Origin of the sequence: Paenibacillus sp. KS1, from assembly GCF_001680695.1 — a bacterium.
GTDB lineage: Bacteria > Bacillota > Bacilli > Paenibacillales > Paenibacillaceae > Paenibacillus_B > Paenibacillus_B suaedae.
On record NZ_MAIS01000061.1, the window covers coordinates 1 to 16,637 of the forward strand.

Sequence of the window (16,637 nt, forward strand, 5' to 3'; positions counted from 1 at the left end):
CATCGGAGCGACAGGAGCGACAGGTGCAACTGGAGTAGGAGTAACAGGAGCAACAGGTACGACAGGTGCACAAGGTATTACCGGACCAACTGGTCCGGGAGTAGGAGCAACCGGACCGACTGGACCAACTGGGCCGACGGGAGCAATCGGAGCAACCGGGGCAACAGGTGCCACTGGTGCAGCCGGGATAACTGGTGCAACGGGTGAAACAGGAGTAACCGGAGCAACAGGTGCAACGGGAGCAACCGGAGTTGGAGTTACTGGAGTAACGGGTGCGACAGGGGCACAAGGTATAACCGGACCAACTGGGCCGACGGGAGCAACAGGTGTTACGGGAGCGACTGGAGAAACAGGAGCGACAGGAGCAACCGGAGTAGCCGGGGTAACCGGGGTAACCGGAGCCACAGGAGCAGGAGTTACCGGAGCAACTGGTCCAGCGGCACCATCTATTATTCCATTTGCGTCGTTCTTACCAATATTGCTAACGACTGGTTTCTGTGGAGTAGCGGGTATTGGTGGTCTCATTGGATTCGGCAACAGCGCACAAACTCCTTCGGTACTTGGAGCTACTATAGACCTTACCGGAGGACCTGGGATACCTTTAAATCTTGCATTTACAGTTCCATGTGGAGGAACCATTAAATGTATAGCTGCATACTTTAGTGTTACTTCAGGGCTCTGCTTAGACTGCTTGGGTGGGGTTAATCAAACGTTAACGATTCATGCTCAACTCTGGCAATCCACTGTGCCAGATAATATCTTTACACCAATAGCAGGAACGTTAGTAGATCTGCAGCCATCATTGACGGGAGTTATTACGTTAGGTGAACACGTAAATGGGTTGCTGTCGGGCTTGAATATCGTAGTTCCACCTCAAACTCGCTTGCTTTTGGTATTCTCCGTTACGACTACTGGATTGACAGAGCCAATTTCGATTGCAGGTTATGCAAGTGGAGGAGTCACTATCATTTCGAATTAACTGAGAGTCGAATATCCTTCCTGCTCTTTAGTTTGATACGAAAAAAAGGCAGCCGCTTGGGCCAACGATGCATCATCGTAAGACTCAAGGGCTGCCGCTCTATTTATAGCTGCATCTTATATTATAGGTTTGTATCGATATCTGCCCACATTTCCTCATCAACGTCAAGCTTAATCTGATGACGGAATACACGTTGTCCGTATTCCTTGCTCATGTACTGTTCAATAGCTTCCAGCAGATTGGACTCAATCAAGTATTGGGAGCGATCATGCACCCATACTTCAGCTGTGAATCCATGCTCTTCATCCCAGCACAGCTCAACATTTACATCTTCGGGTCGAACCTGCTTGCGCATCGCCATGTGAAGGCATACAGCATTAATGAGTTCGTCCATAGAGAGACGAAATTGCATTAATTCCACCGCCCAGGACCTGGTGTAGATGGGTTGCGTTTATTTCTGAACCTCTTCACAACCATCATAACAAGGCTGATGAGAAGGAATATTGCCATTACGTTGATCATAAGCCCAAGGATGTCTCCCAGGAATCCAAGATTGCCGAACATGCTGCCGAACAACATTCCAGCTAATCCACCAATCATTAAGCCTTTCATTAGGCCGCCGCCACTGAAAAATCCACGTTGCTGTGTCGGTGCTGTGCTTGATGTATTGCTCTTATTGGTGTTGTCTGTACGATTCACCTGATTCGTAGACTTGTTTGGAGCTGGCTTGTACTTCTGAACTCCAGAGCGGAATGAACCTCCGCGCTTGGCATCAGCCACGTCTATCACCGTCGGTGTTGTTACCGCGAAGATAAGGAAGAATGCCATAACGACCATGATCCATTTATTACGCATGAATTGCCTCCCTATTGATGTAATATTTGTTGACAAGTAATAATACGTGTTCGAGTAAAAAGAGGTTTCAAATAAATATTGAAATTGATACAATAAACGAAATTAAGTTCATTGCAACGAGGACTGTTTTTATAGTAGGAGGAACACGATGCGATATCCAGAAGCGTATATTGAATATTTGGCACATTTCCATGGGCCAAGAGACTGGTTCGAATGTCATGAAATTATGGAAGAGTATTGGAAGGAGGAGCCCTCTGCGGAACGGAAACGTCAGTGGCTTGCACTTGTACAAATTGCTGTAGGCCTCTATCACGAGCGCCGAGGTAATGTGGCAGGGACATTGAAAATGTTATCAAGTGCACTTGGACATGCGGAAGCGATCGACTGGGGGGCGCTTGGAATTAATGGTGAGACCCTGAAGCATGAATTGAAGGAACGGGTAGCATTACTCACAGATGAGAACAAGATGACAAACGCAGCTTCCACATACTCGGAGTGGAACTTTCCAATAGAAGATCAATATCTGCTTGAATTATGTATCCAATCTTGTGCGGATAAGGGATGGACTTGGTGTATGAATGGCAGTCAATCAATTGCAGCGGTTAGAGACAAGCACCTGCTGCGCGATCGGACAGACGTCATCGAAGCGAGGCAGCAAGCATTCAAGGCTAGAACCACCAATAGAAAGTCGACACGATCAGGAAAATAAGGATCCCGTCTGTAGATACCAAGATACGGACGGGAACCAGATGTTTATGAATCAGAATCCTCTTGTTCTAACATTTGAACAACCCAGCGGCACCATTCAATTTGGGCGGCAGCAAGAGAAATTGCACGATGAAGCAGGATATAGTCGCCGAAATGCTTGGATCGAATATGGCGATCTTCCTCAGAGATTCGATCAAGCAATTTCTCAAAATAAGCCGTTTTGGTCTCCAGTTGTTTCATTCGGGTTAGGAATAATGGAATCGTGATTTCTTTCTCGGTCATCCAAATGCACTTTGTTTTTAAGCTGAGCTCATCACGTGTCATTTGCTCCGCAGGAGGTTCGCCCAGCCAATCCAATACAACAGACTTCCCTTGTTCAGTAATGGAATAGACCTTCTTGTCGGGTTTGTCCCGCTGTTCAATTCGCACAAATTGAACCAAGCCCTCTCGTTCGAGCTTTGCCAATAACGGATAGATCTGGCTGTGCTTCGCTGGCCAAAACGGCTGGATACGGAGCATAAGATCATAACCAGAACAGGAATCGCTAGCTAGAAGGCCTAGCAATCCGTATGACAATGTATTCAGCAACCCTAACACCTCCTCTTTCTTTCAATGTACCCCTTCTGTCGTTTCTACTTCATTCAACTTGTAACCATAGCAAGAATGCAAATGATACAATCCCCATTATATGTAAGAATATACATAATATCAAGTGTGATTTGAAAGATCTCAGCAGTTATTATTTCCCTCATATCGGATGTGGATAGATCTCGTAAGTGGCATGGTTGCTTCGCATAGAGCATGAGGGTATGATGAGAGAGCAAGCATGATTAGGGAAACGGGGTTATTGTCAATGCGAACATCACAAAAAAATCAAAATCGAGACCGGGCTATACCGGTTATTATATTATCCGGCTTTTTAGGAACGGGTAAGACGACATTGTTGAAGCAGTGGCTGCAGTGGAGCACAGAAGAGAATTTAACACCTGCTGTCATTATGAATGAAGTTGGTGAAGTGAATTTGGACGGTCAGCAGCTTCCGCCTGAAGTGGCGATGAAGGAAATGCTCGGTGGCTGCATATGCTGTTCGTTCCGCGGCGACTTCAGCACCAAGCTGTATGAGCTTGTACAGGAAGAACAGCCGGATGTCATCTATGTGGAATGTACGGGAATAGCAGAGCCGATGGAACTGGTCGAGTCTATTACCGAAGTTTCTCTATATTCAGATATTGTGTTGACTAACATCGTGACGGTTGTCGATGCCAAACATCTGGGAGACCTGCTAGATGATGAGACCGCCCTCCAGAAAGCGAACCGCAAGATGATGCGATTGCTGGAAGAACAGGTACGAGCGGCAAACACAATCCTATTAAATAAATCTGATTTGGCAACAGCTGAACAGCTCGATAAAGTACAGCAGCATGTGAAGCAATGGAATGCACACGCTAGCCTTGTCATTACTGATCATGCCGTCGTCGAACGAGAGCTGTGGATTCAGAGCTGTGTACATGCAGGAGGATCGTTATTGCTTGTTGAAGATGATGTGCAATCCAGCGAAAATACGAATAATACACATGCGCAGCATGGTCATGATCATCTCCATGTGGAGCATGCGAAGAAGGATTCACACCATCATTCTCATTCACATGCTCATGATTTCGTCACAGCGTGGACGCATCCATTGTCTGAGCCGATGGACAGTGAACGATTTGAAAATTGGCTGTCCACGCTGCCTTCAAATGTGTATCGTGCTAAAGGGATTGTAAGCTTTACTGATACGACGAAGCGTTATATGTTCCAATTTGCATATCGTCAATCTGAATTTATTCCGATAGTGCCTCAAGGCGAGGTGAAGGATGTGCTTGTCGTTATCGGTGAGCATTTGGATACGGGATTGCTTCAGCGAACTTTTGAAGAGGCCGTGTACAAGGCTTAGGTGTTTGTTGTTGAGTAGATGATTACATCTTAACATGGAGATCGTACAAGGATGAGCCAAATCGACTTTCATCATAATTTTAATCAATTTTTTGACGGACTTGAAATAAAGCGAATGGATTCGAACCGCAACGAACAATTACTGCTCCCTTCACATATAGGTGAGGGGACGATTCGAAGATTTATTCCGCGCACCGATATTGAAGTTATTGTCTCGAATTATACGATGAACCGTGAGCGAACCATATCGCTGCAAACGGAGGCAGCGATGGTTGAACTGCAGTATTGCTTGCAGGGGACTAGGGGAGTGAGCATAGCTGGTGAGCGAAATGAAATCATCCCAGGAATATGCTCCCTGCAATTGATTAAACAAGCAGATGCGAGGTTTGAGTTTACTGGCAATACGACGTACCATATGGTCAGCATTGGTATCCCAATTCACACCTTTCATCATTTTATGGAGGAAGGTGATGGGACGAGAAGGGTGGATTTCTCGCAGCTACTTGGCAGCCAAGATTATGGGTGTGAATATGAACGAATTACGCCTGCTTCTACCTTACGTTTGCATCAACTGCTTGAAGCATCCTTGATGTCCAGTACTCGAAATATTGAATTGGAATGCCGTGCTATGGAGTTATTAGAAGAAGCCTTCCAACTGTTCTTCTCGAATCCCAGAACATCTCATACGAAGAAGATGAGTAGAACGGATATGCAGAAGGTTAAGCAGGCAAGAGAAATTATGGTGCAGCAAATGTCAGATCCGCCCTCATTGCTGGAGTTGTCTCGCATGGTGGGCTTGAATGATTTCAAGCTGAAAAAGAGCTTTAAAGAAATGTACGGAGCAACTGTATTCGGCTATTTACGAGAGAAGCGGCTGGAGAGAGCACTGTTTCTGCTGCAGCAGGGCAAGCTGAATGTGACGGAGGCCGCTTATGAAGTGGGTTACTCGAATGCCAGTTATTTCTCGGAAGCTTTCCGCCGCAAATATGGTGTGAATCCTGGAAGCTTAGTCCGTCAATCAGAACGAATATAACATCTTTACTACAAACATGTCTCTGTATACAGTAATGCAGAATGACCTCATTTCCTAATAATTTGATAATCTTGTAGACCGCTCTTGTGAGTGGTCTTTTTTTGATGGACGACACCGCAAACACGAACACGCAGTATGGTACCGTTCAGAGATCGAACAAGGCTCTGTGTCTCTTACAAGGGGAGGACGTAGAGCCTTGCTGCATTCGAAATGATATTTAGGATTTGGACGCTGCTCGATACTTGTCTAAGAATTCCTTTACCTTCTCAGGATCTGCCTTCAGTTCATTCCCGGTCTTTACGATTGGGCTGACCGTCGAGGCTGCCTTGAAGATATGGTTATTGTAGAATTTCAAGAAGTCTTCTTGGTTGATAGAGTATAGAACTGCTTTTCGCAGGTCTGCACTCTTGGCTACTTCTCGATTCGCTGTGTTGAAGAGCAGGTAAGATACTGCATTGCTCTCAATGCTTTGTAAGGACAGCTTGCTGTCATTTTTCACAAGGTCAAATTTTGTTTCAGGCACTCCATAGTTGACATAGATTTCACCGCTTCGAAGTGCGGCCAATTGGCTGTCAGCATCCTTTATGAAGCGCAGAATGACTTTATTGATTTTCGGTTCATGCTTTGTGCCTCTCAAGTAACCCGGATTTTTGTATAGAATCGCTTCATAATCATTTTTATAGGACAAGATATATGGTCCGCTCGTAACCAGTACGTTATTGTATTTGTTACCTTCCGTAACTGTATTCTGATCTCCATATGGAATGTCCTTGTTAACATCGAACTTCGCTACATCGTATGTATTGATGCGCTCTACCTGCTGCTTCGATACGATTCCTGCCGACTGATGGGCCAAATAATTTAATACTTGAGGGAAAGGTTCAGTTGTTGTCAATTTGATAACTTGATATTTGCCGGTCTTGCTGTCCGCGTCATTTTTATTCGTGACAAGTGAGGAAATCTTGTTTTCAAGTCCTTGCTCTAGCACAGTCTTAATTGTGTCACTGCCTCCTGAGAGCTTCGCCGTTTCCAGCTCCTTCAGATCTGAGACAATCTCAACGGACTTAATATGCTCATGCAGGCTGTACGTGCGATGATCGGGAACAGAGTTCTTATCCTTTGCCCGATTCAGGGAAAATACAACATCGTCAGCTCCAACGCGCTCGCCGGTATCAACAGCAAGCTTGTTCTCAATTTTGGTAAAATGGATATCATCTCTCAAAATAAAGTAATAATCCGAGTTGCCTTCAGCAATTGCGTGATTGTAGGACAAGGAACCGTCTGAAGTGATGCGGTCATCATCGGTCAGATTAATGAGACGTACATACATATTCGTATTGATCATGTTGATCGATCCATCATTGCCTTTAATCGGATCAAGGGAGGTCAGCGTTGAAGATCCTTGCGCCAAAATGAGAGGAGTTGCTTGACGCTTGGAAGTATCCTTAAAGTCTACATCCTCCCAGGCAAAGGAACGAGACTTGGACAATCTCACGGAATCTCCATTCAGCAGGTCTTTATTGTAAGCTTGGCTCTTTAACGAAATATATAAGGGCACAATATAAGCTTGATCAAACACGAGCCGCTGCTCCAATTGCTTGTAGGTCTCGATAAACTCGGCAGGGGTCTGTGAGGCCGCTTTGTCGATCAGTGCATCGATTTCCGGATCAGCGAGGATACTGTAGTCTCCGCCTGATTTGAACAGGGAACGTACGGCATAATCGGGATTTCCCGTTACGGTGGTCCAGCCTGACAGTGCGATATCATAGTTGCCAGCTTCCTTCTGAGCCTTGAAGCTGCCGTAATCCGGCTGCAAGTTCAACTTCACGTTGAAGCCATTTTTGGTTAGTTGATCACGAATGATGTTAAGATCGGATTCGCCAGTGCTCATGCCCAGCAGTTCGATGGTCACTGGTGATCCCGTTTCTGTTTGCGGCTTATTTTCATCGCTTTTGGCAGGCTCTTTGCCAACTGTAGCGGATTTCGTACTTAGCGAGCATCCGCTTACTAACAAGAGTATAGACAATAGTAAGATGAAGAACTTGCTTTTGGATAGCATGTAAGTTCCCTCCCATAATCTCTTATTTGTGATTCTGACTTCTTTGTTCGTGAGCGTATTTTGCAGCATGACTTGTGGCCATTTTTTCCTGTGTTAGGCTAAGTGATCGCATTCCCTCAGTGCATTTTCGGATCAAGTGCATCCCGTATTCCATCGCCAAGGAAGTTAAAGGACAACACAAGTGCGATGATAGCAATGCCTGGGTAGATAGCGAGATAAGAATGTGATTCAAGATAAGTGCTGCCAAGCTTCAAAATGTTGCCCCATTCTGGGATATGCGGCTCAACGCCAAGTCCTAAATAACTTAAGCTGCTTGTTGAAATAACCGCGCCACCGATTGTAAGTGTCGACTTCACAATCATCGGGGCAAGTGAATTCGGTACAATATGCTGGAATATAATTGCCAATTTCCGTTGACCGAGGGCCCTAGCTGCTTCTACGTATTCATATGTAGCTACGACCATGACGCTAGCTCTCATCGTGCGGGCATAGCTTGGAATTGATCCGATGCTTAGTGCAGCAATGAGATTGATCGTGTTGGCGCCGAATGCCGCGATGATAGCGATAGCAAGCAATATCCCCGGAATAGCGTAGAGCACATCGAGCAGCCGCATAATGATATTGTCCGTCCGGCGTCCATAGAAGCCGGAGATGGCGCCGAGCACACCGCCCACAATGACAGGGATTGCTGTAGAAATGATTCCGACAATGAGTGAGATACGAGCTCCAAATATAATTCTCGAAAATAGGCATCTGCCAAAGTTGTCGGTGCCGAGCGGGTAGGTGAGGCTCGGTGTTTGCAGAATCGCACTGTAATCATTCTCCACAGCGATGCTGTAATCGAAGGTGAAGAAGCTGCAAATCGAGATCGAGAACAAGAAGAGGATAAAGAATAACCCTGACATGGCTGCTGCATTCCGAGTTATTCGTTCCCATACTTCCCTCCACTTCGCACCAGTCTCATCATACGGATTGTTCAGTAGCAGCATGACTCCAAGCAGCAGAGCGAATATATTCCCGGTAATCGCTGTGAACAGGAGTAGAATCGCAACGATCCGTATCCATGGCTGTATTCGGTTCTGTTTAATGCCGCAAGCTATTAGAATGAGGATTATGAGTTGGAAAGTGGCGATCACGAGCAGGATCAGCATCGCCGCTGGGAACGTATCGGCCACATAGGGCTTAAATAGATTTAGAGCAGAGACGCCGATAACAAAGAGCTGTGTCAGCAGCATGTATACAGCTAAGGAATAATGCAGCGAAGCTCTGCTTTTCAACAAATGAAGGGAGGCGGCTGCAATAAATACATTCCCAGTGAGAAGGCTTAGTAATAACAGATAACCCACAGATCGCGTAGAGGTTCTGATGTCGCCGCTTCTGCTGATATCATGCTTAATCTTGATCGTGACACCCAACTGAAGCAAGGTGAAGAAGATATATAGGACAGCAGCGGTGAATACATAATGCCGTACAGCTTGATTTGTTACATCATAACTGTTCACCAGCAGGAGTAGAGACAATAAGGATGATACGATGGTCGCGAAGCTGGCGTACTTGTATTCTCTATTTGTTTTCAGTCGGTTTGTGTTATCGCATCGTTTGTCTAGTGATTTTTTCATGATTCACCTGCTTTAGTATTGTTTCATCTTGGTACGAATCCGTGGGTCAATGAAGGCGTACATAATATCCACCGCTAAATTGACCAGTGATATCGTAATCGCCGTGTAGACAACACCTCCCATAATGGCAGGAATATCTGGAATGAACTGCTTATCGATGATATAACTGCCGATACCGCTAATATTGAACACCTTTTCAGTAACTGCAGCTCCTCCAAGCATTGCTCCAAATTGCAATCCCACGACCGTAAGAATCGGAATGAGGGCATTTCTTACAGCATGCCGGAGCAGTACCTGCCGATTGTGCAGCCCCTTCGCTCTAGCAGTTACTATGTAGTCCTCATGAATCACCTCAAGAGTAGAAGCGCGGGTCATGCGGGCAACGGATGCTGTCAATCCTGTTCCAAGTACAATGACCGGCATAATGACAGACAGCCAATTATTCGGATTATAGGTAGCAGGCAGCCATTTCAGATGAATGGAGAAGTTAAGAATGAAGATCAGTCCCTGCCAAAAGTTGGGTATTGATAAACCGAGCAATGCGATGAAGATGAACGTATAATCGAACAATGTATTTGGTCGTGTTGCAGAAATGATGCCGATCGGCAGTGCAATGAGGAGAGCAAGTGCAAGTGAAATAATTGTTAGCGTTAACGTAATTGGAAATTTGGCTGCGATGGCAGTTGATACTTCTTCGTTGCCTGCAAATGAACTGCCTAAATCAAATGTGGCGATGCCTCTTAACGTGTTCCAGAGTTGAACGAAAAAGGGTTGATCCAAACCGTGCATCTTATTGAACGCCTCGATCTGCTCCACTGTTGCCGTTTCTCCCAAAATATTAACTGCGGGATGGAATGGGGACAGCTTCAATATGGTGAATACGACAATAGAGACCCCGATAATTACAAGCAGGCTCATCATCAATCGTTCAAATATGTATTTGAGATATGCGTTGTAATACAAGAGCACAAGCAGATACATCGGAAATCCGGGAAGTAAGGTCAAGATGATAAACAGCGGGTGTCGAAGCAAGGCTTGAAAGGTGTCAGAGTACGTAGTGTGTCTATGGAGTCGTTGGTCAAGCTGCTTAATTGTATGTTCATGTACGGCTTGGCGGAATTGTTCTTCAGTCAACTTATGAACCTGGCGATTGAACTGGAGATTGTCTATGTTCTCACCGAAGAAGCGATGCTTGCAGCGCAGTTGATCCTCGAAGTCGGCTTGAAGCTTCTCTTTGTAACCAGAAGCGAGGAGTTCCTGCGTGACCAAATCTCGTGTCGCTTGGACGTTATCATCCCTTCGTCTAACCTGATAGATAATGTATGCCGCAAGGTGGACAGGCAAGCCGAGCAGTATGGCAAGACGTGCATTGATTGGGTTCAGGCTCAATTTTGTATAGTTGTGGCTGATTGTCTCTGTCCATTTTGGAAGCCTAGGCGCTTCAGTATATTCCATTTGCATGTAGTATAAGCACCTCCTTCACTTTTAAATTGTATAATTCCGATGGATATAGTATATTTTATTTCAAGGTTTTGTCAAGAACTGTTAGCAAACCTATTCATCACTATGATAGACGGGAGAGCGGGCATGGAGCATATCCTTCAAGTTCAGGATTTATCGGTAGCATTTCAGAATCGGGAGCAAGAGATTCATGCGGTTCGAGGCGTAAGCTTCGTGGTCAACCCAGGCGAGACACTCGGAATTGTGGGCGAATCAGGGAGTGGCAAGAGCATTACTGCACGATCCATCATGCGCCTGCTGCCTTCGTCGATAGCATCAAAGCAGAGTGGTACGATTATTTTCTTAGGTGAGGACGTGGCGCTTTATTCAGAGTCCGACATGGAGAATGTTCGTGGACGTCACATCGGTATGATTTTTCAAGATCCGATGACTTCGTTGAATCCAACGATGAGCATTGGAAGTCAAATTGCAGAGAGCTTGATCAAGCATCAGGATATGACAGCTGCACAGGCAAAGGCGGAAGCGATCAACATGTTGAAGATGGTTGGGATCCGCAATAGTGAAGTGCGTTATTCTCACTATCCTCATGAATGCTCAGGCGGCATGCGTCAAAGAGTGATGATCGCTATCGCCCTTGCCTGCAGGCCGGCACTCCTTATTGCAGATGAACCGACAACTGCACTGGATGTAACAATTCAGGCGCAGATCTTGAGTGTCATGAAGCATATGCAGAGAGAATTTGGTACTTCAATCATTCTCATTACGCATGATCTTGGTGTCGTAGCAGGGATGTGTGATCGTGTGCTCGTCATGAAGGAAGGAGAGATTGTGGAGGAAGGCTCGACCGTAGAACTATTCGCCAATCCACAACATCCATATACGCTAAAATTATTGAACGCGCTTCCCCGATTACATGAGAAGAAGGTGAAGTCTGCCCCATTCGTTCGTCCTCGGTCAACTGATCAACATCCATTGCTGGAGGTTCGTTCCCTGAAGCAGCATTTTGATTTGGGCAAAGGGAATATTGTTAAGGCAGTTAACGATATCAGCTTCTATATTCAAGAGGGGGAGACGCTTGGCATGGTGGGAGAATCCGGCTGCGGCAAATCAACGACAGGAAGAGCGATATTGCGTCTGCATGAGCCAACTGGTGGTGATGTGCTGTATCAGGGCATGTCGGTAAACCGATTGTCAGCACAGGAGATGAAAATCGTTCGCAGGCATATGCAAATGATCTTTCAGGATCCGTACGCGTCATTGAATCCGAGATGGAAGGTTATCGATCTGATCGGTGAAGCGCTGGATGTTCACCGATTGGTCTCAAGCAAGCAAGAGCGGAAGAAGCGGGTAGAGGAGCTGCTCGATATGGTTGGGCTAGAGCCATCCCATGCTATGCGTTATCCGCATGAATTCTCTGGAGGGCAGCGTCAGCGCATCGGAATCGCTAGAGCGCTTGCGGTAGAACCGAAATTCATTGTGTGTGACGAACCACTACCAGCGCTTGATGTATCGATACAAGCCCAAATTGTGCAGCTGATGCAGGAGCTTCAGCAAAGTCTTGGCTTAACCTACTTGTTCATTGCACATGACCTGTCTATGGTCAAGCATATTAGTGATCGGGTAGCTGTGATGTATCGCGGCAAAATCGTAGAGTTGGCAGAAAGCGAAGCATTGTATTCGAACCCGCAGCATGCGTATACGAAGTCATTATTAGCCGCAATTCCTGTACCAGATCCGCAGATCGAAATGCGGAAGCCACGTGCATTCATGGAAGAATTGGGGGAATGCGATCCGTATCAGCTGGAGCGTTCCCGATTGGTCGAGGTTGCCTCGGGTCACTGGGTGTCCATTCTTTCGTAGGTCAAGCATATATGGGATATTTGACAATAATAACAAAAAAGCTCCTGTATCAGAACGCAAGTTGGTTCTGGTACAGGAGCTTTGCCCGTGTCTATGTAACGGGATTATCGAGTAGCTGAGGGCGAATGCTGCCCATGCCCTGGTTCGGTATCCTTATCTTCCAAGAAGCGATATCCGTCTGCAACCCATTCCAATGCCCCCGTATCTGGATGGATGACCATGCCATGCACAGGTACGTCAGAAGGAAGAAGCGGGTGCTTGCGCAGCACTTGTACGCTGTTCATTACCCCTTCATGGACATCATTGAAGCCTCGCAGCCAGTGGTGCAGCTTAATGCCGGAGTTCGTCAGCGTATCCAGAACAACATCTTCAACGCCGCGCTTTTTGGCCTTGTCGATAATTTGTTGAGAGTTCAAGCCAGTCATCCCGCAGCCATAGTGTCCGATAACGATAACCTCATCGGCTTCCAGTTCATAAATAGCGACAAGCACACTGCGCACAACACTTCCGAATGGCTGTGAAATGATTGCACCTGCGTTTTTAATAATTTTTACGTCGCCATTTCGCAAATTCATTGCTTTTGGAAGGAAGCTCGACGAGTCGAGTATCCATGCATGTGATAATGACCATTTTCTTGTCGGGGAATTTGTCAGTCAAGTACTGTTCATATTCGCGTTTCTCGACGAATTCACGGTTGAAATCTAAAATGTTGGACATGTTGGACATGTTTTTCCCTCCCTTGCATGTTGACGCTTCATTTGTTGTCACGTCGATCCTTGCATGCGACATGTGTTGAATAAATTTGTTGTGCACTGCTCAGCTTGTAAAAGCCGCCTGTCCCCGATTCATCAAGGTTCAATTTCTCATCAAAGAACACCATGTGATGCCGGTTCATGTAGATGTCAAGCGGGGCATTGCTTTGCAGCTGCACGTCATCTGCGTCAGCCTGCAGGGCGATCCATATGGCGGGCACGCCGTTGACGGCGCAGCCGCAGCCTTCCGTATCGTGTACAAGCTTGATAATTCCGCCATCTGCGGAGCTGAGACGCTGCTTGAGCTGCTCTTCGGCAGCTGCAGTCACTTGAATCCAAATTGACATCGAATCTGCTCCTTTATGGCTTGACATGTTCGAGTAAGTGTACAAATAGCAATGTAACAATGATTCCAAAATACGAATCGTTATTCACAATCGCTTTCGAATGTTGATTATATCGTTTTCACCGCGTATCATCAAGAAGGAAGACTATACATAATTCGAGGTGAAATAGGCATGAATGCGCAAAATGAGGCAATCTTGCAGAAATTTCGGGATATAACAACGAAACTGAAAAGTTATGGTGAAGCATTAAGCATTTTGCATTGGGATCTGCGCACAGGTGCTCCGCGCAAGGGGGCTGAACAGCGTTCTAAAACAATCGGAGCATTGTCCGAGGATATGTTCAAGCTGTCCGTATCGGATGAGATGGGCGAATGTTTGGATGCATTGGAGCAGGCTGATGTATTCGGCGAACTGTCCGATGCAGATCGTAAAATGGTTACAGATGCGCGTAAGGAATACAACCGCAGCCGCAAAATTCCTCCCAAGCTGTATCAAGAATATGTCGTATTAACCTCGCATGCAGAGACGATGTGGGAGGAAGCGAAGGAAAAGGCTGATTTTGAAATGTTCGCTCCGTATTTGCGTGACATCGTAGCGAAGACGCAGCAATTGATCGATTATTGGGGCGTGAAGGACACGCGCTATGACACGCTGCTTGATATGTATGAGCCAGGGATGACGGTGGAGAAGCTGGATGCCATCTTTGGTAAACTGAAAGAAGGCCTTGTTCCGCTTGTACATGCTGTACAGGAGAAAGATGAACAGCCAGCGTATGAGTTCTTGCATCGTGATTACGCAATTGAGCAGCAGAAGGAAATCAGCCTGTATTTGCTGAAGGAAATGGGCTACGACTTCGAGGCTGGACGCTTGGATGAGAGCGTTCACCCATTTATGATCGGGTTGAACTCAGGCGATGTTCGTATTACGACGCATTATAAGAAGGATGATGCGGCGAGTGCGATATTCAGTTCTTTGCACGAAGGTGGCCATGCCTTGTATGAGCAGAACATTACTAAGGAATTCGATGGCACTCCATTGTCAACCGGAACATCGATGGGCATTCACGAATCGCAATCCCGATTCTGGGAGAACATGATCGGCCGCAGCCGTCCGTTCTGGAATCGTTACTACGGGGAATTGCAGCGTCTGTTCCCAGAGCAATTGAACGAAGTGGATGTTGATACCTTCTACCGTGCAATTAACCGGGTAGAACCTTCCTTAATCCGTACGGATGCAGATGAAGTGACGTACAATTTGCATATCATTATCCGTTATGAGATCGAGAAGATGCTGTTCAATGAGAATCTGCCTGTTGAGGAGCTTCCTCGCGTGTGGAATGAGAAATATGAGTCTTATTTGGGCGTGCGTCCGAGCCATGCTGGAGAAGGGGTCTTGCAGGATGTGCACTGGTCAGGCGGCGGATTCGGCTACTTCCCATCGTATTCCCTTGGCAACATGTATGCCGCTCAAATGATGCATACGATGGAAAGCGCGCTTCCTAACTTAGAGACCCTCGTTGAAAATGGCCAGTTGGAGCCAATTAAGCAATGGTTGACGGAACAAGTGTATCAATACGGGAAGCTTTTGACTCCATCCGAGATCATTATGAAGGTAACGGGAGAGGCATTGAACCCGCAATATCTGGTCGATTATTTGACGAAGAAGACGAATGAAGTTTACGGCATGTAACCGAATCAATTTTGAATGTAGAACGCAGTCCCGGGTGGGGCTGCGTTTTTTTATGATTTATACTACTCATTCGGCGGCAGGGAGCACCTCAATCGCAACGATGGAGGATAAGCTTTTTTCAAGCGTTTCCATTTGATTAGGGTCGGGCGAATAACCATTTCAGTAATGGATGCATACAATGCAATAACCGAACAACAGGGCAGGTTCAATTAGGTAAGAGTTTACGCGATTATGGGTCGAGCAGATTGACTCAGAAGAGTACGAACAGGTTCCATGGTATACCCATTCCAGATAAGGAGGACAGATATCGGATGAGACACAAGTGGCGAATAGGTACCTTGGCCATCGTAGTTTTTGCTGTGCTGGTGCTTAGTGCATGTGGTTCAAGCAGTGATTTAGTGAAGATCAAGGTAGGAGAAGTGACGCGCTCTGTATTCTATGCCCCTGAGTATGTGGCGCTTGGCAAGGGATTCTTCAAGGAGGAAGGACTGGACGTTGATCTACAGACGACTTCTGGCGGAGATAAGACAATGACAGCGCTGCTCTCAGGGGGAATTGATGTAGCGCTTGTTGGCTCAGAGACGTCCATCTATGTTGCACAGCAGGGGGCTGAGGATCCGGTTATTAATTTTGCGCAGCTCACGCAAACAGATGGCACGTTCCTCGTTGCCCGTGAGAAGAAGGACGGCTTCGATTGGGATCAACTGAAGGGAAGTACATTCCTCGGACAGCGCAAGGGCGGAATGCCTCAGATGGCAGGGGAATTTACGCTGAAGAAGCATGGCATTGATCCACACAAAGACCTGCAGCTCATTCAGAATATTGATTTCGCCAATATTGCGTCAGCATTCGCTTCAGGGACTGGCGAATATGTACAGCTATTCGAGCCGCAGGCTTCTATTTTTGAGAAAGAAGGCAAGGGGGTTGTTGTCGCCTCATTCGGTGTAGAGAGCGGCAAGCTTCCTTATACGGCCTTCATGTCTAAGCAAAGCTATATCTCTAAGAACAAGGATGCTGTACAGAAGTTCACGAATGCGATCTATAAAGCGCAGCAATGGGTAGAGAAGCAGTCCGCTGAAGAGATTACCGATGTTATTCTGCCATTCTTCAAGGATGCTGACCGGGATATTGTCGCAAGTGCGGTTAAGCGGTATAAGGAACAACAATCGTATGCCGCAGATCCAGTCCTGGATGAGCAGGAATGGAACAATCTGCTGGATGTGCTAGATTCGGCAGGGGAGTTGAAATCTCGTGTACATCACGAGCAGATCGTTACGAATGAATTTGCCGAGAAAGCGATAAAGCTGGTGAAATGACGGATGCCTATAACGCTCATTCGA

At 46.4% G+C, this 16,637-nt stretch carries 14 protein-coding genes and 1 pseudogene; 7 read left to right on the forward strand and 8 right to left on the reverse strand.

All coding sequences use genetic code 11. From position 1 onward, the window contains the following. The coding region (locus tag BBG47_RS18890) for an exosporium glycoprotein BclB-related protein (protein ID WP_302621958.1) at window positions 1–979 on the forward strand (979 nt) is incomplete at its 5' end. Between the two features lie 121 nt (window positions 980–1,100). Here the strand turns inward: BBG47_RS18890 and BBG47_RS18895 are convergent. Together BBG47_RS18895 and BBG47_RS18900 are read right to left on the reverse strand one after the other, a co-directional pair. Beyond that, entirely contained in the window at window positions 1,101–1,391 is a 291-nt protein-coding gene (locus BBG47_RS18895; RefSeq protein ID WP_065292994.1) for a YxcD family protein, read from the reverse strand. Further along, window positions 1,391–1,834: an import inner membrane translocase subunit Tim44 gene (locus BBG47_RS18900; protein WP_021253955.1), complete on the reverse strand. Its 444-nt coding sequence runs from the start codon at window positions 1,832–1,834 to the stop codon at window positions 1,391–1,393. The genes BBG47_RS18895 and BBG47_RS18900 overlap by 1 nt, the downstream gene beginning before the upstream one ends. A gap of 148 nt (window positions 1,835–1,982) precedes the next feature. On the opposite strand from BBG47_RS18900, the gene BBG47_RS18905 reads away from it, so the two are divergent. Continuing rightward, complete coding sequence (locus BBG47_RS18905) at window positions 1,983–2,543, forward strand: DUF309 domain-containing protein (protein WP_065292995.1); 561 nt, start codon at window positions 1,983–1,985, stop codon at window positions 2,541–2,543. A 44-nt stretch (window positions 2,544–2,587) separates the two neighbouring features. On the opposite strand, the gene BBG47_RS18910 is transcribed toward BBG47_RS18905, so the two are convergent. After that, window positions 2,588–3,130 (reverse strand): PadR family transcriptional regulator, encoded by a 543-nt coding sequence (locus tag BBG47_RS18910; protein WP_021253953.1) that lies wholly within the window; start codon window positions 3,128–3,130, stop codon window positions 2,588–2,590. Between the two features lie 265 nt (window positions 3,131–3,395). Here BBG47_RS18910 and BBG47_RS18915 point away from each other — a divergent pair, with 265 nt between their 5' ends. Both BBG47_RS18915 and BBG47_RS18920 read left to right on the forward strand, forming a co-directional pair. Then, window positions 3,396–4,478: a CobW family GTP-binding protein gene (locus tag BBG47_RS18915; RefSeq protein ID WP_065293012.1), complete on the forward strand. Its 1,083-nt coding sequence runs from the start codon at window positions 3,396–3,398 to the stop codon at window positions 4,476–4,478. 51 nt (window positions 4,479–4,529) lie between these two features. Continuing rightward, window positions 4,530–5,510 (forward strand): helix-turn-helix transcriptional regulator, encoded by a 981-nt coding sequence (locus tag BBG47_RS18920; RefSeq protein WP_065292996.1) that lies wholly within the window; start codon window positions 4,530–4,532, stop codon window positions 5,508–5,510. A 217-nt stretch (window positions 5,511–5,727) separates the two neighbouring features. Here the strand turns inward: BBG47_RS18920 and BBG47_RS18925 are convergent, their stop codons facing one another. The 3 genes from BBG47_RS18925 to BBG47_RS18935 all read right to left on the reverse strand — a co-directional run bounded on the left by BBG47_RS18925 (window position 5,728) and on the right by BBG47_RS18935 (window position 10,643). Then, window positions 5,728–7,569: an ABC transporter substrate-binding protein gene (locus BBG47_RS18925; protein WP_065292997.1), complete on the reverse strand. Its 1,842-nt coding sequence runs from the start codon at window positions 7,567–7,569 to the stop codon at window positions 5,728–5,730. A gap of 116 nt (window positions 7,570–7,685) precedes the next feature. After that, window positions 7,686–9,188, reverse strand: a complete 1,503-nt coding sequence (locus BBG47_RS18930) for an ABC transporter permease (RefSeq protein WP_065292998.1) — start codon at window positions 9,186–9,188, stop codon at window positions 7,686–7,688. Window positions 9,189–9,200: 12 nt separating this feature from the next. Beyond that, window positions 9,201–10,643 carry an ABC transporter permease gene (locus tag BBG47_RS18935; RefSeq protein ID WP_065293013.1) on the reverse strand — a complete coding sequence of 481 codons (1,443 nt, stop codon included), beginning with the start codon at window positions 10,641–10,643 and terminating at the stop codon, window positions 9,201–9,203. A 132-nt stretch (window positions 10,644–10,775) separates the two neighbouring features. Here BBG47_RS18935 and BBG47_RS18940 point away from each other — a divergent pair, with 132 nt between their 5' ends. Then, window positions 10,776–12,509: an ABC transporter ATP-binding protein gene (locus BBG47_RS18940; protein WP_065292999.1), complete on the forward strand. Its 1,734-nt coding sequence runs from the start codon at window positions 10,776–10,778 to the stop codon at window positions 12,507–12,509. 104 nt (window positions 12,510–12,613) lie between these two features. On the opposite strand, the pseudogene BBG47_RS18945 reads toward BBG47_RS18940, so the two are convergent. Continuing rightward, a pseudogene (locus tag BBG47_RS18945) lies at window positions 12,614–13,235 on the reverse strand (beta-class carbonic anhydrase). Window positions 13,236–13,263: 28 nt separating this feature from the next. Then, the gene (locus BBG47_RS18950; protein WP_083189457.1) at window positions 13,264–13,608 is read right to left on the reverse strand and encodes an iron-sulfur cluster biosynthesis family protein; all 345 of its coding nucleotides are present in this window, start codon (window positions 13,606–13,608) and stop codon (window positions 13,264–13,266) included. A gap of 171 nt (window positions 13,609–13,779) precedes the next feature. On the opposite strand from BBG47_RS18950, the gene BBG47_RS18955 reads away from it, so the two are divergent. Further along, the gene (locus BBG47_RS18955) at window positions 13,780–15,297 is read left to right on the forward strand and encodes a carboxypeptidase M32 (RefSeq protein ID WP_065293000.1); all 1,518 of its coding nucleotides are present in this window, start codon (window positions 13,780–13,782) and stop codon (window positions 15,295–15,297) included. A 311-nt stretch (window positions 15,298–15,608) separates the two neighbouring features. Then, window positions 15,609–16,613: an ABC transporter substrate-binding protein gene (locus BBG47_RS18960; RefSeq protein WP_065293001.1), complete on the forward strand. Its 1,005-nt coding sequence runs from the start codon at window positions 15,609–15,611 to the stop codon at window positions 16,611–16,613. Window positions 16,614–16,637: the final 24 nt, after the last annotated feature.

Excerpts from the sequence above, each read along its gene's own strand:
- BBG47_RS18895 (WP_065292994.1), bottom strand. The coding sequence starts at position 1,391 with ATGCAATTTCGTCTCTCTATGGACGAACTCATTAATGCTGTATGCCTT.
- BBG47_RS18900 (WP_021253955.1), bottom strand. The coding sequence starts at position 1,834 with ATGCGTAATAAATGGATCATGGTCGTTATGGCATTCTTCCTTATCTTC.
- BBG47_RS18905 (WP_065292995.1), top strand. The coding sequence starts at position 1,983 with ATGCGATATCCAGAAGCGTATATTGAATATTTGGCACATTTCCATGGG.
- BBG47_RS18915 (WP_065293012.1), top strand. The coding sequence starts at position 3,396 with ATGCGAACATCACAAAAAAATCAAAATCGAGACCGGGCTATACCGGTT.
- BBG47_RS18920 (WP_065292996.1), top strand. The coding sequence starts at position 4,530 with ATGAGCCAAATCGACTTTCATCATAATTTTAATCAATTTTTTGACGGA.
- BBG47_RS18925 (WP_065292997.1), bottom strand. The coding sequence starts at position 7,569 with ATGCTATCCAAAAGCAAGTTCTTCATCTTACTATTGTCTATACTCTTG.
- BBG47_RS18930 (WP_065292998.1), bottom strand. The coding sequence starts at position 9,188 with ATGAAAAAATCACTAGACAAACGATGCGATAACACAAACCGACTGAAA.
- BBG47_RS18935 (WP_065293013.1), bottom strand. The coding sequence starts at position 10,643 with ATGGAATATACTGAAGCGCCTAGGCTTCCAAAATGGACAGAGACAATC.
- BBG47_RS18940 (WP_065292999.1), top strand. The coding sequence starts at position 10,776 with ATGGAGCATATCCTTCAAGTTCAGGATTTATCGGTAGCATTTCAGAAT.
- BBG47_RS18950 (WP_083189457.1), bottom strand. The coding sequence starts at position 13,608 with ATGTCAATTTGGATTCAAGTGACTGCAGCTGCCGAAGAGCAGCTCAAG.
- BBG47_RS18955 (WP_065293000.1), top strand. The coding sequence starts at position 13,780 with ATGAATGCGCAAAATGAGGCAATCTTGCAGAAATTTCGGGATATAACA.
- BBG47_RS18960 (WP_065293001.1), top strand. The coding sequence starts at position 15,609 with ATGAGACACAAGTGGCGAATAGGTACCTTGGCCATCGTAGTTTTTGCT.